Source organism: Vreelandella sp. L-15 (assembly GCF_056857635.1).
Window position 1 is genome coordinate 15,400 of record NZ_JBSXNN010000093.1, and the last position, 24,666, is coordinate 40,065.

The following is a 24,666-nucleotide window of genomic DNA, read 5'->3' on the forward strand; positions in this document are numbered from 1 at the left end:
GTTACTTCCATTTCGCCCAAGGCCAGCGACGCTTAACCGGCGTATCGATTTGGCTAATGGCGCTGGTGAGCGGCAGCATGATCGCGCTGAGTTGGCGGTGGCAGACGGCGCTGCTGAGTACGCCGGGACACTGTTTGAGCAGCAGGTCGCACTGTTGGGAGGCGATGAATAGCTGCTCCACGACCGCAGGCGCGAACAGCGGCTTGGCCTGCTGGCAGCAGCGGGTCAGCTCTCGGGAGAGCATTGAGAGCATGCTGGTGTCTAGCCAGCAGGGCAGCGGATCTTCTAGCCGTCCGGCAATCGAGTGCTGAACGGCTTCAAACGATGTGCGTAAAAACAGCAGGGTTTGACGAAGCTGGCGCTGTTCACTGGTCATGTGACGTCCCTTTACCTCAACGGCTCTTTATCTACCAATGTGCTGGCTAAAAAGAGAGTGTTTCTCATTTGCATCTTTTGGAGAAGATAGCCTTACTCAATCGCGGTGTCAATTACAGGCTATGAACGAATGAGGAGTGGTGGTACCGCCAACGCTTAGCGGCTGAGCAGGTACACCCCCTGCAGGAAGTAGAACACCCCAATGCCGGTGACGATCCAGCGGGTCCAGGTGCGGAAGTTGGCGTCGGTCAGGCGGTGCAGAATCCGTGTGCCGGTTTGGGTGCCCAGCATGGCAAACGGGGCGGCCAGTAGCACGATGCTCCACTCACCCACGCTGAGCGCAAGGGCGGCACCTAAGTAGAAGAGGATTTTGATGGAGTGGGCGACCACTTGAATCATGGCCTTGGTAGCGACGACTTGGCGGCGGTCCATCTGCGAGCGCACAAAGAAGATATCGATCAGCGGGCCGGAGACCCCGGCGGCAATCGTGAGGCCGCCAGAGGCGATGCCGCAGCAAAACGCGTGGCTGGCGCGATGAGCGTCTAGCTGGAACCAGTGCTTGGGCGTCCATACCAAAATAGGCAGCAGCCCGATCAATAAAGAAACAGTGGCCGCATTGGGCGTGTAGTTAAACAGCAGCAGAAGCCCAGCCGCGCTGAGCACGCCCAGCGCCATCAGTGCCACAATGCGCCAAACAATAAAGCGCCGCGACAGCCACGCCCGAGAGGCATTGGACGTTAACTGGATAACGCCATGCACGGCCATGGCAGTACTGGCGGGGAATATCACCAGCAGGAACCACAGCAACACCAGCCCGCCCGCCATACCAAATACGCCGGAGAGCATGGAAGTGAAAAACACCACGCCGACAAAGGCGAATCCCATTAACAGTGTCATGAAAGACGCCCTCAGCTACGACAGAATGGCCACACCTGATAGAACTTGCGGCACTGGAACTCTGCCTGGCAACTGTTGAGCTGGGCCTGGTAGCGGCTGGAGAGGCTCGCCACTTGGCGGCCTGCGTTGAGCACCTGGGGTTTACTGCGATAAGTGCCTCGCTGATAGCCGCCTGCGCCCTCGTGGTAGGCGTAATAGAGGTGCTCAGGATTGTTGAGCGAAATGCCCGTTTGCGCGCGAGTGCGGGCGTTGTACCAGCCAATGAAATCGGTGGCGTGTTTCATATGCGTGCGCCGGGCAAATAGGCTGCCCGCTTGGTCTTCGTACTCGCCCCACACCGGGTCTTGAGCTTGGGCGTAGCCTTTGGCGGAAGAGGGGCGCGGGCCGGGAATAAAGCCAAGGTAGTATTTGCGGTCTGGGCGCACGTGGCTGCGAAACGAGGACTCCCGCTGAATAAACGCCATTTGGGTCGCGATGGGCGTTCCCCACTTCTCTTCAGACTCTTGCGCGTAGTCGTACCAGCTAGGCTGTTCGCGGAAAATCTCGCAGATATTGGTCTGATCCTCCGGCGGGCTGGGCGCAAAGGTCGCGCACCCAGAGAGCAGCAGTAGGGCAGCGACGGTCAGCCATCCGCGGAGCGAAGCGGTAGAAGCAGCAGAGAAAGTAGAGACCCAAAAGCTATCAACAGGGCGATGCATAAGACGGTCCTTGTGGATAAGTCGTGTTGCTCACGTTTTGTGTTGTGTATTGGCGTATAAAGCGCGTTGGCCGCTTAGCGCAGCAGCGGCTCCAAGCAGCGGCGCAGGCGCTGAGCCTCGCGCACCAGCGTTTCCCCAGAGAGCATGCCCACCCCCATCACCAAGCCCACGCGGGGGTCCGAGGAAGCACACACCGGGCTTAACGGCCGCACGATTAAGTGCTCTTTCAGCAACGATTGCGCGATGGCCACATCGTTAATGCCCGGCTCGAACTCCACGCACAGGCTGATGGCACTGCTGGGAGCCGACACCGAGCGCACCTGGGGCAGCGAGCGCAGCTGGTCGTGCAGCACCTGTTGGCGGCCTAAATAGTCCCGCTGAATGCGCCGACACCAGGCATCCAAATCACCATCAAAAATAAACTGGGCCAGTACGGCTTGGTCCAGCATACGGCCCTCGCGAAACAGCTCGCTGCGCAGACGGTTCATGGGACCTGCCAAATGCCGCGGCACCACCAAGTAGCCCAGCCGCAGGCCGGGAAACATCATCTTAGAGAAAGAGCCTACCAGCAAATGGCGCTCAGAGTGGGCATCAAACAGCAGGTTGGGGTGGTCGTCGCGGTTAAATTCATAGTCATCTTCCACCACGTAGGTGGGCGATAACGCCTCACACAGCCGCTGTTTATGCTCGGCGCTGGTCGGCACGCTGAGCGGATAGTGGTGCGAGCCGGTGAGGTAAGCCAGCGCCACGGGGCCGGGAGTAGCCGGTAAGGCATGACCCGCTTCAGGCCGCCACGGCAGCATTTCGATGTTCAGCCCGGCGGCGGTAAACACGTTGCGCGCCCCCCAGTAGCAGGGCGACTCCATAGCCACCGTATCGCCCACATCCGCCAGGGCAACGGCGCACAGCTCGATGCCGTTGTGGGTGCCATCGGTAATGATGATCTGCTCGGTATCGCAATGAATATCCCGCCAGCGGGCCAGAAAATCACGAATCGCCCGTTTCAGCGGGCCGTAGCCGCCGGTGGAGTAGGAGAGCAGCAGCGCATTTTGCGGCACCGTCACGCTGGCGTAGAGCTGCCGCCATTTGCGCATGGGGAATTGGGCGATATCCGGAATGCCGGGCACGAAAGCCCCGCTCTGAATCATGCTGGCCCCAGGGCCTTGCAGCACCCGCTGGGCGCGCTGAGATAACTGCACATTGGCGGGGGCATCGGGCGGTGGCGTTGCCGGCTTGCAGGTCCAGGTGCCTTGGCCGTGGGCGGTGGTCAGCAGCTGCTCTTCCAACAGCGTGCCAATCGCTAAGGCCAGGGTTTGCCGCGCCACCTGAATGGCATCGGCCAACACCCGATGAGAAGGCAAACGCAGCCCGCTGGGCCACTGCTGCGTAATGGCTTGGCGCAGCGCTTGCTCAATGCGCACCTGCTTACTCAGCCGCTCCGGTTGGAGTGCATAAAGTTGCATAAATTGGTGCAAGACCTGCTGGCGATCCATATCAACGCCCCCTTTCCCGCGTGAAGCCCGCTGCTGTCAGGCGTTTAGACGAAAGCATTATGTCAGCTATGCACTTATTTGGTGCGTTGAAAAAGTGGTCTAGTCGAACGCCAAAGTGGTGCATTCGCGTTCTGACCACCGCCTGCTAGCGTGTAACTATTCCGTCACTGGAATCAGGATACTGCGCCACAGAGCGCCAACGACAACATCCAATAACCTGCAGGATACTGTGCGATGACCACTCCCTCTTCTGAACAGGATAAGCTCGTCCGGGTACTGGCCCGCGGCGACGTATTAGCCCTCGCCTTCGGCGCGATGATTGGCTGGGGCTGGATTGTATTAACCGGCACTGCGATTCAATCCGCTGGCAGCGTAGGCGCTATCTTAGCGTTTATCGTCGGCGGTTTAGCGATCATCATGGTAGGCCTGACCTACGCCGAGCTGGCCTCCGCCATGCCCAAAGTGGGCGGTGAGCATGTCTACAGCTACCGCGCCCTGGGTCACTTACCCTCTTTCTTATGCACCTGGGCGATTATTTTAGGCTATTTAAGCGTGGTGGCCTTTGAAGCCGTGGCGCTGCCCACCGTCATTGAGCACCTAGCACCGAACTATGCGGTTGGCCACTTATGGACCATCGCGGGCTGGGAAGTCAAAGCGACTTGGGTGGCCGTCGGTGTTGGCGGCTCGCTCGCCATGATGATTATCAACTACTTCGGTGTGACCACCGCCGCGCTGATCCAAAAAGTCGTGACCGCCATGATTTTGCTGGTTGGCGTGCTGTTTGTCACGGGCGCGCTGTTTGAAGGCGAAACCATCAACATGATGCCGCTGTTCACCCAGGCCGATACCGGCGTGGTGGCGGGCATTGTCGCGGTGCTGGTCATGGTGCCGTTCCTGTTCGTGGGCTTTGACGTCATTCCCCAAGCCGCCGAAGAGATTAACCTGCCTTACAAAGCCATCGGCAAAGTGCTGATGATGTCGGTCATTCTGGCAGTGGTGTGGTACGCGCTGATTATTCTGGCCACCAGCCTTGCCCTGAATAGCACCGAGCTGGCCGCGAGTTCCCTGAGCGTGCCGGATGCCATGGGCAGCCTGTTCAACGCCCCCTGGGCCAGCAACTTAATGATACTGGCCGGTATTGCGGGCATCATCACCAGCTGGAACGCCTTCTACATCGGCGGTTCACGGGCCATTTACGCCCTGGCTCGTGCGGGCATGCTGCCTGCACCGTTTGCCAAGCTGCACCCGCGCTATAAAACGCCGACTAACGCCATCTTCCTGATGGGCTTCCTCTCCTGTATCGCCCCTTTCTTCGGCCGCCCCGCGCTGGTGTGGATCGTCAACGCCGGTGGCCTGGGCATCGTGATTGCCTACCTGTTCGTGGCCATCTCCTTTGTGGTGCTGCGGGTTCGTGAGCCGGATATGCCGCGCCCGTTCCGCATTCGCCACGGCAAGCTGTGCGGCACCCTGGCGGTCGTCCTCTCTTTCGGTATGGCCTGCCTTTACCTGCCCGGTAGCCCGGCGGCACTGAGCGGCGCAGAGTGGTCGATCTTCGCGGGCTGGTCGCTGCTGGGGGTGGGGCTTTACATCCATGCCCTGCGCACCTACGGCCGGGCCTACAGCGACCAACACATGATGGCTGACCTGTAAGCCGTTCCAACACTTTAAAGGAGCACGCTATGAGCTTTATCGAACAGTGGTTGCACGATGCCGTACCGGCCCTGGTGGGTGGGCAGTGGCGCAAAGGCCAGCAGACCTTTGCCGTTGATAACCCCGCCACCGGCGAGACCATCGCCCACGTGGCGGATTTAAGCGCCGACGACACCCGCGACGCCGTGGCCGCCGCTTACGAAGCCGGTGCCGCGTGGCGCGCCACCCCGGTGAAACAGCGCTCGGCGCTGCTGCGCCGCTGGTTTGAGCTGATCAATGAGCACGCCGACGACCTAGCCCGTCTGATGACCCTAGAGCAGGGCAAGCCGCTGGCGGAAGCCAAGGGCGAAGTGACCTACGGCGCATCGTTCATCGAGTTCTTCGCTGAAGAAGCCAAGCGCATGGCCGGGGAAACCCTGCCCAGCCACGGTGCTGACAAGCGCCTGCTGGTACTGCGCGAGCCGGTGGGCGTGGTCGCCGCGATTACCCCGTGGAACTTCCCGCTGGCGATGATTACCCGCAAGTGCGCCCCGGCCTTGGCCGCTGGCTGCACCGTGGTGATTAAACCCGCCGAAGCCACGCCGCTCACCGCGCTGGCCGCCGCTTATTTAGCGCTGGAAGCGGGCCTGCCCGCAGGCACCATCAACGTGGTTACCGCTTCCAAACCCGCCGCCGTGGGCGAGGTGCTTACCACCGACGCTCGGGTGCGCAAGGTGTCGTTTACCGGTTCTACCCCGGTGGGCAAACACCTGCTGGCTCAGTGTGCCAGCACGGTGAAGAAAACCGCCATGGAGCTGGGCGGCAACGCGCCGTTCATCGTGTTTGACGACGCCGATGTGGACGCCGCCGTGAACGGTGCCATCGCCTCCAAATTCCGTAACGCCGGGCAAACCTGCGTGTGCACCAACCGCTTCCTGGTACAGGACGGTATTTACGATGCCTTCGTCGCCAAGCTCACCGAGCGTGTGAACGCGCTCAACGTGGGTGACGGCCTGGCAGAAGGCAGCATCATCGGCCCGCTGATCAACCAAGCCGCCGTGGATAAAGTGCAGCGCCACGTCGACGACGCGGTGAACAAAGGCGCGCGCCTACTGTGCGGCGGCCAGCCCCACGCGGCGGGTGATCGCTTCTTTACTCCCACGGTGCTGGCGGATGTGACCACTCAAATGGCCGTGGCCGATGAAGAGACTTTCGGTCCGGTCGCGCCGGTGTTCCGCTTCCAGCGCGATGAAGAAGCCATCGCCATGGCCAACGACACCCCGTTTGGCCTGGCCGCCTACTTCTACGCCACGGATTACCGCCGTATCTGGCGCACCATGGAAGCGCTTGAATACGGCATGGTCGGCGTGAACGAAGGGCTAATCTCCACCGAGCTTGCGCCGTTTGGCGGCGTGAAAGAGTCCGGGCTGGGCCGCGAAGGTTCCCACCACGGGTTGGATGAATTTACCGAACTGAAATACGTCTGCGTTGGCGGTTTATAAAGAGAACGATGATGACTAACCAAGAATTGAACGACCTGAAAAACCGCTTCGTGGCCAACGGTGCCGCCACGCCGACCACCCAGTTTGCCGAGCGTGCTGAAAACGCCGAACTGTGGGACGCCGACGGCAAACGCTGGATCGACTTCGCGGGCGGCATTGGTGTGCTTAACTTGGGCCACCGCCACCCGAAAATCGTCGCGGCGGTCGAAGCGCAGCTCAAGAAAGTCATGCACACCAGCGCGGCGGTGATCTCCTACGCGCCCTACGTGCAGCTGTGCCAAAAGCTCTGCGAACTCACCCCGGTGCGCGGCCCCGAGCGCAAAGCAATGCTGGTGAACACCGGTGCTGAAGCGCTGGAAAACGCTGTGAAAATTGCCCGCGCCGCCACTGGCCGCACCGGCATCATCACCTTTGATGGTGCCTTCCACGGCCGCACCATGATGACCCTGGCGATGACCGGCAAGGTGCTGCCCTACAAGAACGACTTCGGCCCCATGCCGGGCGACGTGTTCCGCGCCCCGTTCCCCAACCCGCTGCACGGCATTAGTGAAGAAGCCTCGCTGAACGCCATTCGCACGCTGTTCAAAACCGATATCGCCCCGCACCGCACGGCGGCCATCGTGATTGAACCGGTACAGGGCGAGGGCGGCTTCTACATCGCCTCGCCGGATTACCTGAAAGAGCTGCGCGCCCTATGCGACGAGCACGGCATTCTGCTGATCGCCGACGAAGTGCAGTCCGGCTTTGCCCGTACCGGCAAGCTGTTTGCGCTGGAACACAGCGGCATCGAAGCGGATATTCTGACCACCGCCAAGAGCCTTGCTAACGGCATGCCGCTCTCTGCCGTGGTCGGCACCGCCAAGGTGATGGACGCCTCCGGCCCCAACTCGCTGGGCGGCACCTACAGCGGCAACCCGCTCTCCTGCGCGGCGGCCCTGGCGGTGATCGACGCCATCGAAGAAGAGAACATCCTCGCCCGCAGCGAGCAGATGGGCAACATGCTGGCTGAACGCTTCGCCGTCTGGGAAGAGCGCTTCCCCGCCGTCGCCTACGGCCGCCAGCTCGGCGCTATGGCCGCGTTTGAGCTGCTCAACGGTGAAGGCAAGCCCGACCCACAACTCACCGGCGTGCTCTGCGCCAAAGCCCGGGAGAAAGGCCTGATCCTGCTCTCCTGCGGTTTCTACGGCAACAGCATCCGCATTCTGGTGCCGCTGACGGTGTCGTCTGCGGTACTGGAGGAGGGGCTGAGCATTATTGAGGAGTCGTTGGAAGCGCTTAGCTAATACCTTTCTAAGCATCATCTAACCCGCCCATCGTTAACAGCGAAAGCTGCTGGCGATAGGTGGGTTTTTTATGGGCGTTGAATGCACAAGACTGAGTTGGTCAGCAGCCCAAAGAATCCTATGCTAAGGTGAGTTTGGTAGGGGGATGATAAATATAGCAAGACAGGTAGCCTCCCAAAGTCGAGGTGCGGGCAAATGCACCAGATGTGCGAGTTTTGGATATGTAGCCTAATAAAAATTAATTAATGTAAGAGTCAGTGGTTTGGACGAATGTTGCAGGCTGCAATTTTCGGACAATCATGTCGAAGTATTCATCCAATCATAGGGCACGCTGTCTAACACATGTTAGCTGCTGACCAATTTCCGCTTCAGAGATGCAAGTATCTTGCACCAGTTACTGAGATTTAGGGTGAATTAGGTGATTAGTAATATACACGTCCACAATGCATTGGGAGTTGTGGATGCTCTGACGAATTAGGATTGGTCCATGGAAAGAATGATAGAAGTTCTCCACGAAAGCCATTTGGCGAATGTCTTTGAGATAGTTGGAGAAGGGCGCACGGCATCTACCCTGCTAGTATCAGTCGTCTGGGGTGATGGGAAACCTCGGCGCACATACTTCAAAATGTTTCATAAGTCGTTGCCCCTGGGTGTGCTGAATGAGATTACAGGTTATTTGTTGGCCAAATCATGCCAATTACCCCTTCCTACCCATGCCGGGGTCATTAGGGTTCCAAAAGGGCTATTAGAAAATCAAGATGATTTCCTTCCTCATGCGTTTGTCGTAAGCGAAGCTCCCGGGAGAACACCAACAACTATCTGCCAGATCACTGATCCCATTACGAACCAGCAGCTGGACGCTGTCATGGGGATGTTGCGAGATTGGTCGAAGCTAAACGATACTATTGCGTTTGATGATTGGACAGCTAACACTGATCGTAATCTTCAGAACATTGTGGTGGATGGGCCCGGTAAGATCTATTTGATTGATCACTCAAATATGCCTGTGAAACCAAATTGGTTGGCATCTGATCTGCAACCATATGAAAAATATAGAAATATTCTTGTGGATATTCTCCAGATAGCTCAAAGTGGCACGTTGCCGCAAAAGCATGCTATTGCGGTCGCGGCAACCCAGCACTCTGATGCCTATAATGACATTATTCATGAGCTTGGGTATTGGTGGGGGCAGTTCCTATCGAGTGATCCATCTAGGCGCAAGGCCATTGAAGACTTTTTGCGTATCAGGGCTGCGGAAGGACATAGCCGGCTCAGCTCAAATTTCTATCTCATGGCGGTGTAAAATGAACGGTCTCGAAGAACTCTTTGAGAAAGCAGCCCCAAAGGCTGGTATTCAAGGAACTTGGTTCGCCGCTCGCTGGCAACCGGATATAGCTACAGGAGAGACACTAAATATCGGTGTCGGATTTGTTTCGAGCGAAGGTGACTTGACTCTTCAGCTATTAAATGATTTTAGTCGATTAGAGTGTCTATTCGATTCTAGCAATGCTGCATTTCACGCCGAGCTTGCATGCCAAGTAGTTGAGGAGTGCCTGCGAGCAAGTCCTTACCGTCGTGGTAGTTTACTCGCTGGTGTCACTATCGATGATCGGGGGTTCGCGCAAGGATCTGATAATCAGAGCATTGTTGGGCGTCTTTACTCAGAAGTTGTCACCTTGGGCAAACCTCGTCCCGTAAAAGGGAAGAAAAAACCGTTTGCTCCAGTTTCTCGTGATATCGCTTATGAGTCTTTGAAGGTGCACCTAAAGAAATCTTTAAAGTTGGATTATGAGCGGTATGTTCCGAAGAACCCATATGCGGAAGTCAATGATTCTTTTGGGCGAGAAAAGCTTTATTTACCCTTTCAAAGAGAAAAAGGTGTTGCGACACTGGCTTCTGCAGCTTATGCAGACCCCTATAGAGTGAAGAGTCAGCTATATGAAGGGTTTCGCTCTGTCGAGACAGCACTAAAGAACAAAATTAGTGAAGATGCTGCGCTCTTCGTTGTGCTTCCCGGAGAAGGCTTATCAAAGGAAGCATTCGAGTCATTAGAAAAGGAGTTTGAAGAGTTTTATGCATTTGTGAGGCGTCACGACATCCATATGGAATCCCATGAGCACTTGATAGCGTTGGGCGATTCAGTATTAGAGTGGTGTCAGGGAAAAGCTGCCTAACCTCCAGGTCTATATTTTTCATTAACTCAGTTAACCAGCGCAGGCACGGTGACGCCCATTACGTTGCGCCTTCGGCTCTATTTCATGGGCGCGCATGCTGGAAGCGTCAAGCCATTATGCAAACTAAACAGCCTATCCGTATTTTTGTAAGCCTGACCATTGCCTTTTTCATCGCGCAGGGCATGTTTAACGTTATTTCCCATCATTACGTTTGGGTGCATTTTTACTTTGGCTTAGCTACGCCACTACTTGCTGGGTATTTTCCTTGCAAGTTGTTTCGCTGGCATAGTTTGAGCGGCCTCCCTGTAAATAACGAGTGGGCTTTCTGTTGGCATTGGTCGCTGTGGGCTGGTATAGCCATTACATTCATTGCAAGCTTTGTCAACGAAGTCATCGATGACCCAAAGCAGAATGGAGTGCCATTTTTTGATGCTTGGCATCACTTTGCAGCAGATATAGCGGGCATGATTGTATTTGTTGGGATTTATTTTCTTCTATTGCGGCCTATGTTCCAGCAGCCTAACTCAAACGTTAGGACGATAAGCACAAACATAGGATAGATAAATATGCTTCTGGTCACATCGAGCGGAGCGCCCGTCAATTCCGAGTTCAGCCTCGGTGTTGCTGAAGGACTTTCTCGGATAACAGTTGAGAGCAGTGGCGGCGCGGCAAAGGAAAAAGGAAGACCGAGAAGGAATCCAGATTACAATCAGCTTATTTTTCTGTTGCTGGAGCAGCTTTCTATTTGCGAGGCGAAAATAACCCGGGTAGTTCTTGACTCCGCACCAGTCCAGAGTCAGCCGATCTCGGCACGTATGGTGTTGATGGATGAGGTGTATCCGATAACATTGGCCCATCGAGACATAGAAGAGTTCCGCATCTCGCTTCAGCGAAGAGTCGCTGAATTTCAGCGGAAGCCGGGTAATAAAACTGGTGGAAACCGTCAGAAACGCATCCAAATTTGGGTTGACAAGCTCTTGCGCCCCGAAGACTTTTCACTATTCGACGAGGTGTCAACGACGGCTCCAGATTATGACGCGCCGCCATTCCTCTTGGAAACAGAGCGAAAGTATCTCGTGAGTGCCCGTATTGGCCAAGGCCTGTTCCGAGATTCGCTACTCGCTGCTTTTAGCTGTTGCCCGCTGACCGGAATATCTCATCAAAGTCTATTGGTCGCTTCGCATATAAAACCTTGGGCTGCCAGCACGAACGAAGAACGTCTCGATCCAGCCAATGGAATCATTTTGTCGGCGCTTGCCGACCGTCTCTTTGACAAGGGGCTGATCACCTTTGACTATGACGGGAACGTGATCTTCTCCAAGGAGCTTTGTGAACAAGATCGCGTGGCGTCTGGGCTGACTGGTGAGGTTAAGCTGAAAGCTTCAGTGACGCGGTCGAGCTACATGGAATATCATCGCACCGTCGTCTTCAAGGACACAATACCCGTGGTGTCCTAACAAATTTTTTGCATGAGACCGGCGCCTGGCCTGACTTGTTAGCTTGTGAGATCTGCGAGATAGTCGGTTCTGAAAACTAGCGTTATGTTTCTAGGAGAAGTTGTACCGTGAGCCATGAAACGCAGGTTTTGCCTCACAATGATCTGCTCAATCTTGCCTACTATCACAAGTGTGTGATTGAGAAGAAGGTCGCCGAAGACAATAGGGAGGCAATCGCGCTCGACTGCATGAGCTGCCTCATCGCATTAGCATTCTCTGTAGAAGCAATTGCTAACTTTGTTGGTTTTAAAGCGATTCCGGAGTGGAATGAGCGTGCCTTCTATAAAGACAAGATGTTAGTTCTTGGAAAAGGTTGTGGCTTCAAGTTTGAAGATTCTCAGGAGCCCTACAAGTCGCTCCATATGCTAAAGACAATTCGAGATCAGATGGCTCACGGAAAGCCAATTGAAACTAAGACCGACGTGTCTGATCGCGAGGCGTTGCGCCATGCCATGGCAAGCCCTTGGGACGAGCACTTGACTCCGGAGTTCGCGCAGCACGCGTTCGAGCAGGTTAAGGTTTTTGAGAAAATGCTTCTCGAATTGGCCGGGATTCCGCTTATTGAGACACTCACATCAGGCACTGCTGTGTGGGTAGAGGCATAACAAACAGCGCCAATTCAAGTCCTTTGGGCGCAGAGCGCACTCTGTGCGCCGCTGCGCAGGTTGTTAGGTATTTTCCTGTCAACTGAGTAAGCAAATATAGGCCGCTCCTTAGACGGGGCGCAGGATGGGTATCGACTAGCGGCATTACTGAAGCAGTTCGATAAAAATATCAACAATGTGGCGAACGACCAAATCCTACTCATGACGCATATACCATGCTGATTGTTTCCCGCTGCGGCCACGCCCTCTGGAGAAGAGGTTAGTAAGCCATAGCTAAGCGTAACAGCTACATATCCCCCAACCCGCCATCATCAAATAGCGAAAGCTGCTGACGTTCGGCGGGTTTTGCTTTTTTAGACCGCCGGGCAGAAGGCCGCCGCTGACTCGCCAGCTTATCTACAATCGCCTGACTGGCATCCCTCGCTTCCGGCGTACGTCGCAGCTCATAAAGCAGCTTCTTCCAGTGGCGCGCCTCGGCTTCAAAGTCATTGGGGATGGGATAGTCGACACCCGGTTGAAAGCCGAACCGCTTTTGCAGGCTTTCCGGCAGGGCCCAGGGTTTGGCGCGCCATTCCTGAGGCAGGGGCGAAAGCTCGGGCACCCAGCGGGCGATGAATGCGCCGGTGGGGTCGTTATCTTCTGCTTGCTTGATCGGGTTGTAGACCCGCATGGCGTTGGTACCGGTGGCACCCGCCTGCATTTGCACTTGAGGGTAGTGAATGCCGGGCTCGAAGTCGGTAAACAGCCGCGCGAGGTGCAGAGCAGGTTCATACCAGTGCAGCCCCAGGCCAAAGGTGGCGTGGGAGAGCAGCATGGCGCGCATGCGAAAGTTGATCCAGCCGGTGGCGGTCAGGCTACGCATGCAGGCATCTACCAGCGGCACGCCGGTTTGGCCGCGCTTCCAGGCAATCAGGTGAGGGTGTTCAGGGTCGCGCTCCCGCAGGCCGCGCAGCGCTGGGTGCAACGTTTGATGCTCGATGCTGGGTTCGCTTTCCAGCTTTTGAATAAAGTGGCAGTGCCAGTAGAGCCGAGAGGTAAAGGCACGCAGCGAGCGGGCCCAGGTGGTGTCGTCGGCATGTTTTTGCCGCTGGCGGCGCAGGGATTGCACTACTTCCCGCATGGAGAGCGTGCCCCAGGCCAAGTGCGGGGAGAGCCGCGAACCAAACTCCCAGGCCAGTAACGGTTTAGAGAGCGAGCCGCGATAGCGACGCCCGCGCTGAGTAATAAAGCTCAGCCACAGCGAGCGGCCTTCACTGCGACCGCCGCGCTGGCGTTGGGGGCAGGGCGTGGTATCAAACCCCAAGGTAAGTGAGGGCAGTTGCGCCACATCTACGTGATGAAACGCTTCCCAACCGGGTGCGGCCACCGCTGTTGGCGGGGCGGGGTAGGTGGGGGCGGCCATCAGAGCTTCCCAGTGGCTTTCCCAACGGGATTGATGCCCCGTGCGGCTACTCAGCCCACGAATCACGCCCTGCTGGCGGGCTTCCTGCCAGGGCACGTGGTGGGCATGGCACCACGCTTGAACGCGCTGGTCGCGCTCAAAGCTCCAGGCGTTGCCGGTCTCCTGGTGGGAGTGCAGCACCAGTTCGCCGTAGTGCGCTTTGAGCGCGGCCAGGCACTCCACTATATCGCCCTGCCACAGGCAGAGTGGCAGGCCCAGCGTGTTGAGCGCTTGGGCAAGATCAACCAGTGAATCGGCGGCAAACTGCCAGTGGCGCAAGGCGCTGTCGGGCGCTTGCCACTGCTCAGGCTCGATGGCAAATAGCGGCAGCACAGGGCCCGCCGCAGCGGCGTTGGCCAGCGGTGCGTGATCGTGAATGCGCAAATCGCGTTTGAACCAAACGACCTGAAGGGGTGCCTGAGCCATTAGCCGTAACGCCTGTTCGTCACTTATCTATTCGTGATGCAGTGATAACGTTACCATCAAGCGATTGTTTGCGTAACTAACTGAGTCACACCCGCTCCACAGGAGAACCACTATGTATATCGCCATGAACCGTTTTCGGATTGCCCCAGGCCGCGAAGAGGATTTTCTAGAGGTATGGCGCAACCGCGATTCCCACCTGGACGAAGTGCCGGGTTTCAAGCAGTTCCAAATGCTGCAGGGCGAAAGCCAGGAAGACCACACCGTGTTTATCTCCCACAGCGTGTGGGAATCCGAAGAGGCCTTCCGCGCCTGGACGAAGTCAGACGCCTTCCGCAAAGCCCACGCCAACGCCAAAGCGCCAGAAGGCATCTACCTTGGCCCGCCTAAGTTTGAAGGGTTTGAGGTGGTGTTGTAGGCGGAGTTAACGGCGGCAAATAGCGTTCAAGTAACTGGGCCGCATGCAGTACCTTGAGGTCTTGATATTTACCCGCCACTAAGTGCAAACCTACCGGCAGCCCCTGGTTGTCTAACCCGCAGGGAAGGGAGGCCGCGGGCTGTTGGGTCAGGTTGAAGGGATAACTGAACGGCGTCCAATCCATCCAATCTCGATAGTGTTTGCCCGGTGGTACGTTGTGGCCCGCTGCAAAGGGCGCAATGGGCATCGTAGGCGTTACTAGCAAATCATAGCGTTCATGAAAGGCGGCCATGTGAGCGGTCAATTCGCTGCGCTCACGCCGAGCGGCGAGGTAGGCGGAAAGCGATACATCTTGCCCGCGTCGTGCAATCTCCAGAAAGCCAGGATCAAGCGCTGCCTGCTGCTGTTCGTTCAGTTTTTCGAGTGCCTGCGTGGCCCCCGCAAACCAGAGTGTATTAAACGTTTTAAGCGGATCGCTAAAGCCTGGGTCAATGCGTTCTACGGTGGCCCCCAATGCTTCTAAATAAGCGATGGCTTCCTCAACTCGCTGGGCAATATCTGGCGCTACCTCTACATAGCCAAGATTGGCGCTAAAAGCGATGCGCCAGCCACTGAGGCTTGCTGGGGGCGGCGTGAGCCAGTCTGGCCCGGTGGGGTTTCCAACGTAACCATCCCGAGCATCGGGCTGGGCCATGACGCTGAGCATGAGGGCGCTATCACGTGCAGTGCGCGTCATAGGCCCTAGATGAGACAGCGTACTCATGGTGCTGGCAGGCCACTGAGGCACCCAGCCGAAAGTAGGTTTAATACCAAACGTGCCGGTAAAGCTGCACGGAATACGTATGGAGCCGCCCGCGTCGCTGCCCTGATGAAGTAGGCCCAAGTTAAGCGCCGCAGCTGCCCCCGCGCCGCCGGATGACCCACCCGGCGTTAGCTCAGTGTTCCATGGGTTGCGGGTGATGCCGTGCAGCGGGTTATCGGTGACGCCTTTCCAGCCAAATTCAGGCGAGGTGGTTTTGCCAACCACAATGGCCCCGGCATTGCGTAGGTGACGGCTAATGGGCGCATCTACCTCCCAGGGGCCATCCGTAGCCGTGGTGGTAGAACCCAGCCGTGTAGGCAGGCCTTTGGTTAGGGTTAAATCTTTGATCGTCACTGGGATGCCGTCTAGCGGGCCGCAGGGGGAGCCTGCTTGCCAGCGTCGAGCGGATTCTGCCGCTAAACGGCGTGCCTCTTTACCGTTAGTACAGGTGAAGGCATTCACCTTGGGGTTATCCCGCTCAATACGCGTTAAGCAGTCTTCCACCAGCGTTTCCGGCGAGAGCGAGCCCTCGCTGAAACGTGCCAATGCATCAGTTGCCGTCAGGGTTTCAAAGGTATCCACCATGGTTACTCCCCACTTTTCACACCGGCCGCATTGAGCATGGCGTGCAGTAAGACGTTACAACCTGCGTGGACGTGCTCGGGGGTGGCGCTTTCAATCTCGTTATGACTAATGCCATCTTTGCAGGGAATAAAGATCATGGCAGCGGGGGCGACACGGCCAATAAACATCGCATCGTGCCCGGCTCCGCTGATGATATCCATGTGTGACAGCTGCAGCTTTTCAGCGGCTTGTCGCACGCTATCCACGCATGCTTTATTGAAATGCTCAGGTGCAAAATCTGCGGTGGGGGTGAGCTCGTATTCCAACCCGTGACGTTGGCAAATGTCTTCAACGGCGGCCGTCACCGCTTGGCCCATAGCGATTAGGGCGTCGGGTTCCCAGTGGCGCATATCCAGGGTCATTTTGACTTGGCCGGGAATTACATTGCGCGAACCTGGGTGTAGCGTCATACAGCCTACCGTGCCGCGCCCGTGGGGTTGGTGCTCATGGGCAATTCGGTTGAGCGCTTGAGTAACTTCTGCGGCCCCCATCATGGCATCCCGACGAAGATTCATTGGGGTGGGGCCTGCATGGGCTTCAAGCCCTGTGAGGGTTAAGTCGAACCACTTCTGCCCAAGCCCACCGATGACAACGCCAATGGTGGTGTCGGTATCTTCGAGAATGGGGCCTTGCTCAATGTGTGGCTCAAAATAGGCTTTGATCTCGTTGGGTGAGACCTCATCACTACCGCGATAGTGAATCGCGTCTAAGGCATCGCTGACCGTGACACCATCGGCGTCGGTGCGCGCCATCATAGCGTCAAACGCCAGCTCACCAGTGAATACCCCGGAGCCCATCATACAGGGTGGGAATCGGCAGCCTTCTTCGTTGGTCCACGCGACCACTTCAATCGGCGATTGTGTGGTGATGTTGTGCTGGTTTAGGGTGCGAATCACTTCAAGGCCAGACATGACACCGAAGCAGCCGTCGTATTTACCGCCGGTGGGTTGGGTATCTAAGTGGCTGCCCGCCATGACGGTTTTGGCGCTGGGGTCGCTGCCTTCCCGGCGGGCAAAAATATTGCCAATATTATCAATGCGAATCGTACATCCTTCAGCACGACACCACTGAATAAACAGATCGCGGCCTTGGCGCTCTAAGTCGGTCAGCGCCTGGCGGTTCACGCCGCCCTTCGGCGTGGCCCCTAGCTTGGCCATCTCCATGAGCGACGCCCAAAGGCGGTCGCTGTCAGTATGCAGGTTGGACTCTTTGATGGGGGTAACGTAGGTATTCATCTCACTCTCCTCGCAAAGTTAAACGGATGTGTTTTCCGTTAGTAAGTCGTGCAGCTTGGAACGGTGATTCTGATGATTGGGTGAGTCGTTGCTGACCAGCATCTGTACCGCCATTTCTGCTTCCAGTGCACTCATGTGATGTTCAGCATCGGCCATGTGCTCGGCCATGATCTGTCGCACACGCGGGGCATCTTCAGCGCGGTAGGCATCCACTAGCTGGCGGTGGTAATCCTGATTGGCGTGGTCGAATTGCTTTCGCTCCGGGACGTACGCTTTTTTGATCACCACCAAATCGCGCAGCATGTCGTTTAAGAACTGACACATAAACGCGAGCAATGGATTCGGGCAGGCGCGGGCCAGCAGCTGGTGAAACTCCAGCTCTAGAAAACGTTGGTGCCGGTGATCCTCTTCATGACTCGCACGGCAGGCGCAGGCCGACATATTGGCTTCCAAATGTTGGAAGTCCTGCTCGGTGAGCTTACCCACCACGGAAGCCGCCAGTTCTACTTCCAGCAGTTTGCGTAACTGGTACACCTGCTTGCCATCCAATTGCTGGAAGTGCAGAAAGTTACGCAGCATGCGGCTGGCGGGCTCCATGCTGGGCTGATTAATGACCGCGCCTCCTTTAGGCCCGGTTTTTAACGTGATGAGCCCCTCAACCTCTAAGATCTTGAGCGCTTCGCGCACGGTGCCCTTAGCGCTACCGTAAAGCTCCATCAGCGCTTTTTCATTGGGCAGCCGGTCACCTTCCCCCAGTGACTCTGCGGCGATCCAGCGCTTAATGTCGTCGCTAATCAGCTCGGCAAGCTTGGGTCGGCGCGGCGAGGTTGAAACAGGGGCTTGAGTCATCAACCCACTCCTTATTGGTGGTTAGCGCTATTGGTGATTTCTTGCGTATAAGCGGGTAAGCGCTCTGGGTGGTACTCGGCATCATAGTCATAGCGTGCTTGGGTAAAGCGTTCCACGACCGCTGTGTCGCGTCGATGCAGCGCGTGGCTGAGCCCAACAAACAGCGCAGCATTCAGCAATAAACCCCAGATACCCGCATGGTAGCCAAACGGTGCGCTGAGCGGGCCAAAGGTCATGAGTAGCACGCAGGCAACGCCCGCCCACAAACCCGCCAGTGCAGCGGTGGGGTGCGCTTTTTTCCAGGTGATGGCCCCTATGGTGGGAATGATCAACTGCGCGGTGCCCGCCAGTGCTGCAATACCAATCGTGACCAGTACGCCAGGTACGGTAAGCGCCATGATATAAGCGGCCAATGAGAAGCCCACCAGCGATAAACGACCGATATACACAATGCGCGCTTGGCTTGCGTCACGATTGACATAGCGTTTGTAGATATCCATCGTCACCACGGTAGACACCGCATGGATCTGCGAGTTAGCGGTAGACATAGCGGCTGAAGCACCGGCTGCCATGATCAGTGATGCGAGTAGGTAAGGCGCATACTCCATCAGCATAATGGGCAGGATCTGGTCCGGGTTCTCTACGTTGGGTTCAAGCAGCACGCCTGAATAGCCAGACAGCACCGAGCCTACATAGGCAAAGGCCGCCAATCCCAGCAAGAACGGCATCAAGTTAAACAGTTTGCCGTGTTTCACCGAGTACATACGCAGCCAGATTTGCGGGCCCATAAAGGCACCAATGGCGGTAATAGCAAACAGCGAGAACCACATGGGGTAGCCCATCGTGCCGTTAGGCCCAGGCATGGTGAGATGGTCAGGAGACGTTTGCTGAAGCTGACTAAATAGCGCTGTTGGGCCACCTACTTGGCTGGAAATGTAGTAACCGGCATACAGCATGCCGAAGAATAGCAGCGCACCATAAATAACGTCGGTCCAGGCGATAGCGCGGATACCGCCAATCCATACGTAGATGATAATAATGAAGTAAAACAGCAGGGCGGCGAGCCAGAAAGGAATTAATCCGCCGGAGGCGACTTCGATTAAGTATGCGCCGCCGGTTAGCTGGATCTGCAAATAAGGTACGGTGAAAATCAGCGTAATCGCCGCCACGGTAATACGCAGCGCTTCGCTGTTATAAAAATCACCGATCAAGTCTGAAGGCGTTAAATAGTTGAATCGTTTGCCTAAAAACCACACCCGTTTGCCTATCCAGTAATACATGAAACCAAATAGGAGGTTCCAGGCTAATGCCGTCAGAAATACCGGCCCGTTGGTATAGAAGGTGGCATTAGAGCCGAGGAACGCAAACGCGCTCCACCAGGTGGCCGCGACGGTGAAGAAGACCGCGATACTGCCCATGGCACGGCCCTGAACGAAAAAATCCTCGCTGGTTTCTTGTGATTGACGAGCGGATAAAACCCCCACCACCAAGGGAATGATCATAAACGCTGCAATGATGATTAAGCTGCCGGTCATGGTGACCCCCTTTTCTTACCGCTGCTGAGTGGCGTGGATAGTGGAAGGCTCGGGGCTGCCCCAGTTGGTGAAATAAGCCACCAAAAACAGCGCCGTTAATACGAACCACCAGAACAAGTTCCACACCAGCAGAAAGGGGAGACCCATCACCGTGGGCTCTATACGGTTGGCCAGCATAATGAGGGGGCTTTCCAGCATGATAAAGCTGAAGAGCATGCCGCCATATAGAGACAGCTTTAAGGGAGTTAAGTATTTCATAGCAAGGTAGCCCTTTGTTTATATTGAAATTGTGAGCATTGATGGCAGTGCACGCAGCCAGCGACAGCGCTAGTGAGCGCATTCGCTAGGTGAGTGCGACTGAGGCGTGTTCCACTGATTTGTTGTATTTATTCGTATAAATATAAGAATTAGGCGCTTTGAATCGTCCCGTCAAGATGAGGAGGCGCTGTTTGATACTCTATTACGTATGAGTTTTCTAACGTGAGCGAAAGAAAAGCATGATTTTATAAACGTAGTGGGTGGCGCATGCTGAGGGCATGTCTCATGGCGACGGAGCTGGACACTATGTTTGGTTTAAAAAGTAAAACAACCGCCCAGTCAGCGGAAAAGACGGCTGAGCAGCCTGGATCAGGCACCGCCCTCAACCAGCATTTCTGGATGCCGTTCAGCGCGAACCGCGATTTCCGCGCCAACCCGCGCATGATTGCGGGCGCCGAAGGGCGTTATTACATCGATGACCAGGGGCGCAAGCTGTTCGATTCGCTCTCTGGCCTGTGGACCTGCGGGGCGGGCCATAACCGGGAAGAGATTCAAAAAGCAGTAGCGGCGCAGTTGGGCACGCTGGATTTTGCCCCCGGCTTTCAGATAGGCCATCCGCTGGCGTTCAAGCTGGCAGAAAAGGTCGCCAGCTTAACGCCTGCTGGGCTGGATCACGTGTTTTTCACCAACTCTGGCTCAGAAGCCGCCGATACCTCGGTCAAGATGGCCAAGGCGTATTGGCGGTTGAAGGGGAAGCCGGAAAAAACCCGCATGATTGGCCGCGCCAAGGGCTACCACGGGGTGAATATCGGCGGCACCAGCTTGGGGGGCATTGGCGGTAACCGTAAGCACTACGGCCAGTTGATGGACGTGACGCACCTGCCCCATACGCTGCAAGCGGGCCATGCCTATACCCGTGGCCAGGCGGAAACCGGTGCTGAGCTGGCCGATGCGTTGCTGGATCAAATTGCCTTGCACGATGCGTCGACCATTGCCGCCGTGATCGTGGAACCCATGTCGGGCTCGGCGGGGGTGATCGTGCCGCCCAAGGGCTACTTGAACCGGCTGCGGGAAATCTGCACCGCCCACGATATTCTGCTGATTTTCGATGAAGTCATTACCGCCTTTGGCCGCAGCGGCGCCACCACCGGTGCCGAAGCGTTTGGCGTCACGCCGGACATCATGAACGTGGCCAAGCAGATCACCAATGGGGCGGTGCCGATGGGGGCGGTGATCGCTTCAGGCGAGATTTTCGACACCTTCATGCACGCAGGCGGTGCCCAGCACGCGATTGAATTCCCCCACGGCTACACCTACAGTGCCCACCCCGTGGCCTGCGCGGCGGGGCTGGCGGCGCTGGAGATGATGGAGCGTGAAAACTTCCCCGCTCAGGTGAGCGCCATCGCTCCCGTGTTCGAGCAGAAGCTGCACGCCCTGAAAGGCCGTCACCATATCGTCGATATTCGCAACTACGGTTTGGCCGGTGCCCTGCAGTTAGCGCCGCGCAACGGCGATCCCACCATTCGTCCCCGCGATGCGCATATGGCGCTGTGGGAAGCGGGCTTCTACGTGCGCTACGGCGGCGACACCCTGCAGTTCGGCCCTCCCTTTGGCACCACGGAAGCCGAGCTTGAGCGTTTGTTCGATGCCGTTGCGACCACCCTAGATTCATTGGCGTAACCCTGGCCAACCCTGTTTTGGAGTTTCATGATGAGTGTTGTTTCCCACCTGATTAACGGTGAGCTAGTGGAAAGCCAGCGCACGCTGGACGTCACCAACCCTTCTACGGGCAAGGTCATTCGCCACGTGGCGGATGCCAGCGCGGCGGATGTGGAGCGTGCCATTGCCGCAGCTCAAGCCGCTTTTCCTGCCTGGCGCGATACGCCGCCCGCCAAGCGCGCCCAGGTGATGTACCGCTTTAAGCAGTTGCTGGAAGAGCACGCGGACCGCCTCGTACAACTGGTCAGCGAAGAGCATGGCAAAACGGTTGAAGACGCCATGGGCGAGCTGAAGCGCGGCATCGAGAACGTCGAGTACGCCTGCGGCGTGCCGGAACTGTTAAAAGGCGAGTACTCCCACAACGTGGGGCCGGGCATTGATGCCTGGTCTAACTTCCAGCCGCTGGGCGTGGTCGCGGGTATTACCCCGTTTAACTTCCCCGCCATGGTGCCGCTGTGGATGTACCCGATGGCGATTGCCTGCGGTAACACCTTTATTCTTAAACCTTCCGAAAAAGACCCGTCAGCGGCCATGGCCGTGGCCGAACTGCTGCAAGAAGCGGGGCTGCCCAAAGGCGTGATGAACGTGATTCACGGCGGTCGCGAAGCGGTGGAAACACTCTTAGATGCCAAAGCCGTGAAAGCCATTTCGTTTGTGGGTTCTACGCCCGTGGCGGAAGCGATCTATTCCCGCGGCTCGGCGGCGGGCAAGCGCGTTCAGGCCCTGGGCGGTGCGAAGAACCACGCGGTGATTCTGCCGGATGCCGACCTGGAAAACGCCGCCAACACCCTGATGGGCGCTGCCTACGGCAGCTGCGGCGAGCGCTGCATGGCGATCTCGGTAGCGGTGTGCGTAGGCGATGAAACTGCTGACCGGTTAGTGGAAACCATGCTACCCAAAATCGCCCAGTTGAAGGTGGGCCCGGCTACCGATAAAGGCCTGGATATGGGCCCGCTGGTCACCGCAGAGCATCGCGATAAAGTGCTTGGGTTTATTGAAGATGGCGTGAACGCTGGCGCTTCGCTGGTGGCGGATGGCCGTGGCCTGACCGTGGCTGGCCATGAAGAGGGCTATTTTGTGGGTGGCTGCCTGTTCGATAACGTCACCGCTGAGATGCGCATTTACCAGGAAGAGATTTTTGGGCCGGTACTCTGCGTGGTACGGGTCGGCAGCCTGGACGATGCCATGCAGCTGATCAACGACCACGAATACGGCAACGGCACCTGCCTGTTTACCCGCGATGGCGAAGCCGCCCGCCGCTTCACCGATGGTATCGAAGTGGGCATGGTGGGGGTGAACGTACCGTTGCCCGTGCCGGTGGCGTATCACAGTTTTGGCGGCTGGAAGCGTTCGCTGTTTGGCGACCTTCACGCCTACGGCCCAGACTCGGTGCGCTTCTACACTCGCCGCAAAGCGGTTTCCCAGCGCTGGCCTTCCGTCAGCGAAGCCACACGGGCGGAGTTCTCGTTTCCTACTAACCAGCGTTGACGCGATGCGCTAACTGCGCCATCTTCACTGCACCACCGCCTGCATCATTGTTGGGCGGTGGTGTATTTTTTGGTGCGTATTATGAGCGGTCAGGGTTGCAAAGGGATACCAGCGTGGCGAGAACACAGGACGAAATTCGGCAAACGAACGTCAAAAAGATCCTTCAGGCGGCGGAGCAGCTGTTTGCCGAAAAAGGCTACGCCGGTGCCTCCATGGGCGACATTGCCCAGTTAGCCGACCTGCCAAAGTCCAATGTGCACTACTATTTCGCCACTAAGAAAGTACTCTATCAAGAGGTATTGCTGGCGCTATTAGAGCTATGGAAGCAGGACGCGCTCTGCTTTGAGCTGTATGAAGACCCCCGAGTGGTGCTCTCCACCTACATTCGCGCCAAGATGAACCACTCTCGCAACCGCGCCCACGGCTCCAAAGTGTGGGCCGCTGAAGTGATGCAGGGTGCCCCGATGCTCAAAGAGCGCCTGCGCGATAACCTTTATGAATGGGCCAAACTAAAAGAGTCGAAAATCCGCGAATGGGTCGATTCCGGCCAAATCAATCCCGTCGAGCCTTCGTACCTGCTTTACATGATCTGGGCCTCCACCCAGCACTACGCGGACTTCGACTACCAAATCTACCTGCTCAACGACGACAAACCTCTGGACGACTTACAGTTTGAAAAAGCCGTGCAGTCGGTGACCTCTGTGATTTTAAGAGGCATTGGGCTGACGGCTTAGACTTTCCAGGCTTACTTGCTCAGCAATCAAACAAAAAAGTTCGTACATAATGGTGGCTCCAAGCAGTGCTGTGTTGCCGCTGGGATCGAAGGGTGGGGAGACTTCCACTACATCGGCGCCGATAAGCGGTATGCCGCGAAAGCCGCGCACTAGCTGCAGGGCTTGCAGGCTGGTAAGACCGCCTACTTCAGGGGTGCCGGTCCCAGGCGCGAAGGCGGGGTCGATGCTATCGATATCGAAGGATAGATATACTGGGCCGCTGCCCACGACGCGGCGTGCTTCAGCGACTGTCGCTTCAATGCCCAGCGCATCTACTTCTTCCATAAATATTACTCGCATGCCGCTAGCGTCTGAGTAGTCCCAGCCTTGTGTGGTGTTTTGGGCACCGCGAATGCCAATTTGCACCGTGCGTTTGGGGTCAATCAGGCCATGTTCACAGGCGAGGCGGAAGGGGCCGCCGTGGTGAAATTTTGAGCCCTGAAACTCGTCCCAGGTGTCGGTATGAGCATCAATATGGATCAACCCCACCGGGCCATCGGCCGCTAAGCCACGCAGGATGGGATAGGTAATCAAGTGGTCGCCACCAACGCTTAGCGGGATAACGCCTGCTCGGCGAATCGCCGAGTAATAAGTGGCAATATCATTGGAGACCTGCTCAAGGTCGTAGATCGATGAAAAGCGAACGTCGCCTATGTCGGCAATGCGTGCCTGAGCAAAAGGGTCTAGACGTGTGACATGGTGCAGGCTGCGCATCATACTCGACTGGTTGCGAATCTCACGCGGGCCATGGCGGGCGCCTGGGCGATTGCTGACCCCGCCATCAAAAGGAATGCCGACCAGGGCAATATCGAGTTCGTCTAACGATTCGGCTAGCGGCGCACGCAAGAAGCTGGCTATTTCGCGATAGCGTGGCTCCTGGTGCGGTAGGTAGCTTTCGCCGGTGGCGGCATTGCGGCGAGTGCCGTCGGTGCCCTTGGCCATGTGGCTC

At 56.9% G+C, this 24,666-nt stretch carries 23 protein-coding genes; 12 read left to right on the forward strand and 11 right to left on the reverse strand.

Going from position 1 to position 24,666, the window contains the following annotated elements; translation table 11 throughout:
• Nucleotide 1: 1 nt before the first annotated feature.
• The 4 genes from AC13CY_RS14520 to AC13CY_RS14535 all read right to left on the reverse strand — a co-directional run bounded on the left by AC13CY_RS14520 (nt 2) and on the right by AC13CY_RS14535 (nt 3,463).
• The gene (locus AC13CY_RS14520) at nt 2-376 is read right to left on the reverse strand and encodes a hypothetical protein (protein ID WP_062375653.1); all 375 of its coding nucleotides are present in this window, start codon (nt 374-376) and stop codon (nt 2-4) included.
• Between the two features lie 155 nt (nt 377-531).
• Nucleotides 532-1,272: a sulfite exporter TauE/SafE family protein gene (locus AC13CY_RS14525; protein WP_159343353.1), complete on the reverse strand. Its 741-nt coding sequence runs from the start codon at nt 1,270-1,272 to the stop codon at nt 532-534.
• 11 nt (nt 1,273-1,283) lie between these two features.
• Nucleotides 1,284-1,970, reverse strand: a complete 687-nt coding sequence (locus AC13CY_RS14530) for a transglycosylase SLT domain-containing protein (protein ID WP_483052693.1) — start codon at nt 1,968-1,970, stop codon at nt 1,284-1,286.
• A 74-nt stretch (nt 1,971-2,044) separates the two neighbouring features.
• Nucleotides 2,045-3,463 carry an aminotransferase-like domain-containing protein gene (locus tag AC13CY_RS14535; protein WP_044630191.1) on the reverse strand — a complete coding sequence of 473 codons (1,419 nt, stop codon included), beginning with the start codon at nt 3,461-3,463 and terminating at the stop codon, nt 2,045-2,047.
• Nucleotides 3,464-3,697: 234 nt separating this feature from the next.
• On the opposite strand from AC13CY_RS14535, the gene AC13CY_RS14540 reads away from it, so the two are divergent.
• The 8 genes from AC13CY_RS14540 (at nt 3,698) to AC13CY_RS14575 (ending at nt 12,152) form a co-directional block, all read left to right on the forward strand.
• Complete coding sequence (locus AC13CY_RS14540; RefSeq protein WP_474354803.1) at nt 3,698-5,113, forward strand: amino acid permease; 1,416 nt, start codon at nt 3,698-3,700, stop codon at nt 5,111-5,113.
• A 29-nt stretch (nt 5,114-5,142) separates the two neighbouring features.
• On the forward strand, nt 5,143-6,594 hold the full coding sequence (locus AC13CY_RS14545) for an NAD-dependent succinate-semialdehyde dehydrogenase (RefSeq protein WP_288101624.1): 1,452 nt from the start codon (nt 5,143-5,145) through the stop codon (nt 6,592-6,594).
• An 11-nt stretch (nt 6,595-6,605) separates the two neighbouring features.
• Nucleotides 6,606-7,877 carry a 4-aminobutyrate--2-oxoglutarate transaminase gene (gene gabT / locus AC13CY_RS14550; protein ID WP_230834545.1) on the forward strand — a complete coding sequence of 424 codons (1,272 nt, stop codon included), beginning with the start codon at nt 6,606-6,608 and terminating at the stop codon, nt 7,875-7,877.
• A gap of 487 nt (nt 7,878-8,364) precedes the next feature.
• On the forward strand, nt 8,365-9,180 hold the full coding sequence (locus tag AC13CY_RS14555) for a hypothetical protein (protein ID WP_230834546.1): 816 nt from the start codon (nt 8,365-8,367) through the stop codon (nt 9,178-9,180).
• 1 nt (nt 9,181) lies between these two features.
• On the forward strand, nt 9,182-10,051 hold the full coding sequence (locus tag AC13CY_RS14560) for a hypothetical protein (protein WP_230834547.1): 870 nt from the start codon (nt 9,182-9,184) through the stop codon (nt 10,049-10,051).
• Nucleotides 10,052-10,167: 116 nt separating this feature from the next.
• Nucleotides 10,168-10,611 carry a hypothetical protein gene (locus AC13CY_RS14565; protein WP_230834548.1) on the forward strand — a complete coding sequence of 148 codons (444 nt, stop codon included), beginning with the start codon at nt 10,168-10,170 and terminating at the stop codon, nt 10,609-10,611.
• 6 nt (nt 10,612-10,617) lie between these two features.
• Nucleotides 10,618-11,508 carry an HNH endonuclease gene (locus AC13CY_RS14570; protein WP_230834549.1) on the forward strand — a complete coding sequence of 297 codons (891 nt, stop codon included), beginning with the start codon at nt 10,618-10,620 and terminating at the stop codon, nt 11,506-11,508.
• 107 nt (nt 11,509-11,615) lie between these two features.
• Nucleotides 11,616-12,152 (forward strand): hypothetical protein, encoded by a 537-nt coding sequence (locus tag AC13CY_RS14575; protein WP_230834550.1) that lies wholly within the window; start codon nt 11,616-11,618, stop codon nt 12,150-12,152.
• 286 nt (nt 12,153-12,438) lie between these two features.
• On the opposite strand, the gene AC13CY_RS14580 is transcribed toward AC13CY_RS14575, so the two are convergent.
• A complete protein-coding gene (locus tag AC13CY_RS14580) occupies nt 12,439-14,019 on the reverse strand; it encodes a cryptochrome/deoxyribodipyrimidine photo-lyase family protein (RefSeq protein ID WP_230834551.1) in 1,581 nt (526 codons plus the stop codon).
• Between the two features lie 112 nt (nt 14,020-14,131).
• Here AC13CY_RS14580 and hmuQ point away from each other — a divergent pair, with 112 nt between their 5' ends.
• On the forward strand, nt 14,132-14,434 hold the full coding sequence (gene hmuQ / locus AC13CY_RS14585) for a heme-degrading protein HmuQ (RefSeq protein ID WP_062363117.1): 303 nt from the start codon (nt 14,132-14,134) through the stop codon (nt 14,432-14,434).
• Here hmuQ and AC13CY_RS14590 read toward each other — a convergent pair.
• Genes AC13CY_RS14590 through AC13CY_RS14610 form a run of 5 tightly spaced genes read right to left on the reverse strand, consistent with a single transcriptional unit; the run spans nt 14,403 to nt 19,737 of the window.
• Complete coding sequence (locus tag AC13CY_RS14590; RefSeq protein WP_483052694.1) at nt 14,403-15,821, reverse strand: amidase; 1,419 nt, start codon at nt 15,819-15,821, stop codon at nt 14,403-14,405. The genes hmuQ and AC13CY_RS14590 overlap by 32 nt on opposite strands.
• A 2-nt stretch (nt 15,822-15,823) precedes the next feature.
• Entirely contained in the window at nt 15,824-17,095 is a 1,272-nt protein-coding gene (locus AC13CY_RS14595) for a Zn-dependent hydrolase (RefSeq protein WP_172416586.1), read from the reverse strand.
• Between the two features lie 18 nt (nt 17,096-17,113).
• The gene (locus AC13CY_RS14600) at nt 17,114-17,944 is read right to left on the reverse strand and encodes a FadR/GntR family transcriptional regulator (protein WP_172416585.1); all 831 of its coding nucleotides are present in this window, start codon (nt 17,942-17,944) and stop codon (nt 17,114-17,116) included.
• 11 nt (nt 17,945-17,955) lie between these two features.
• Nucleotides 17,956-19,479, reverse strand: a complete 1,524-nt coding sequence (locus AC13CY_RS14605; RefSeq protein WP_483052695.1) for a sodium:solute symporter family protein — start codon at nt 19,477-19,479, stop codon at nt 17,956-17,958.
• A gap of 15 nt (nt 19,480-19,494) precedes the next feature.
• Nucleotides 19,495-19,737, reverse strand: a complete 243-nt coding sequence (locus tag AC13CY_RS14610; protein ID WP_193461471.1) for a hypothetical protein — start codon at nt 19,735-19,737, stop codon at nt 19,495-19,497.
• Nucleotides 19,738-20,043: 306 nt separating this feature from the next.
• Here AC13CY_RS14610 and aptA point away from each other — a divergent pair, with 306 nt between their 5' ends.
• The 3 genes from aptA (at nt 20,044) to AC13CY_RS14625 (ending at nt 23,678) form a co-directional block, all read left to right on the forward strand.
• A complete protein-coding gene (gene aptA / locus AC13CY_RS14615; protein WP_483052752.1) occupies nt 20,044-21,417 on the forward strand; it encodes an omega-aminotransferase AptA in 1,374 nt (457 codons plus the stop codon).
• A gap of 30 nt (nt 21,418-21,447) precedes the next feature.
• Nucleotides 21,448-22,944 carry a CoA-acylating methylmalonate-semialdehyde dehydrogenase gene (locus tag AC13CY_RS14620; protein WP_058578124.1) on the forward strand — a complete coding sequence of 499 codons (1,497 nt, stop codon included), beginning with the start codon at nt 21,448-21,450 and terminating at the stop codon, nt 22,942-22,944.
• 113 nt (nt 22,945-23,057) lie between these two features.
• On the forward strand, nt 23,058-23,678 hold the full coding sequence (locus AC13CY_RS14625) for a TetR/AcrR family transcriptional regulator (RefSeq protein ID WP_058578125.1): 621 nt from the start codon (nt 23,058-23,060) through the stop codon (nt 23,676-23,678).
• Here the strand turns inward: AC13CY_RS14625 and speB are convergent.
• Entirely contained in the window at nt 23,652-24,659 is a 1,008-nt protein-coding gene (gene speB / locus AC13CY_RS14630) for an agmatinase (RefSeq protein ID WP_084354735.1), read from the reverse strand. The genes AC13CY_RS14625 and speB overlap by 27 nt on opposite strands.
• Nucleotides 24,660-24,666: the final 7 nt, after the last annotated feature.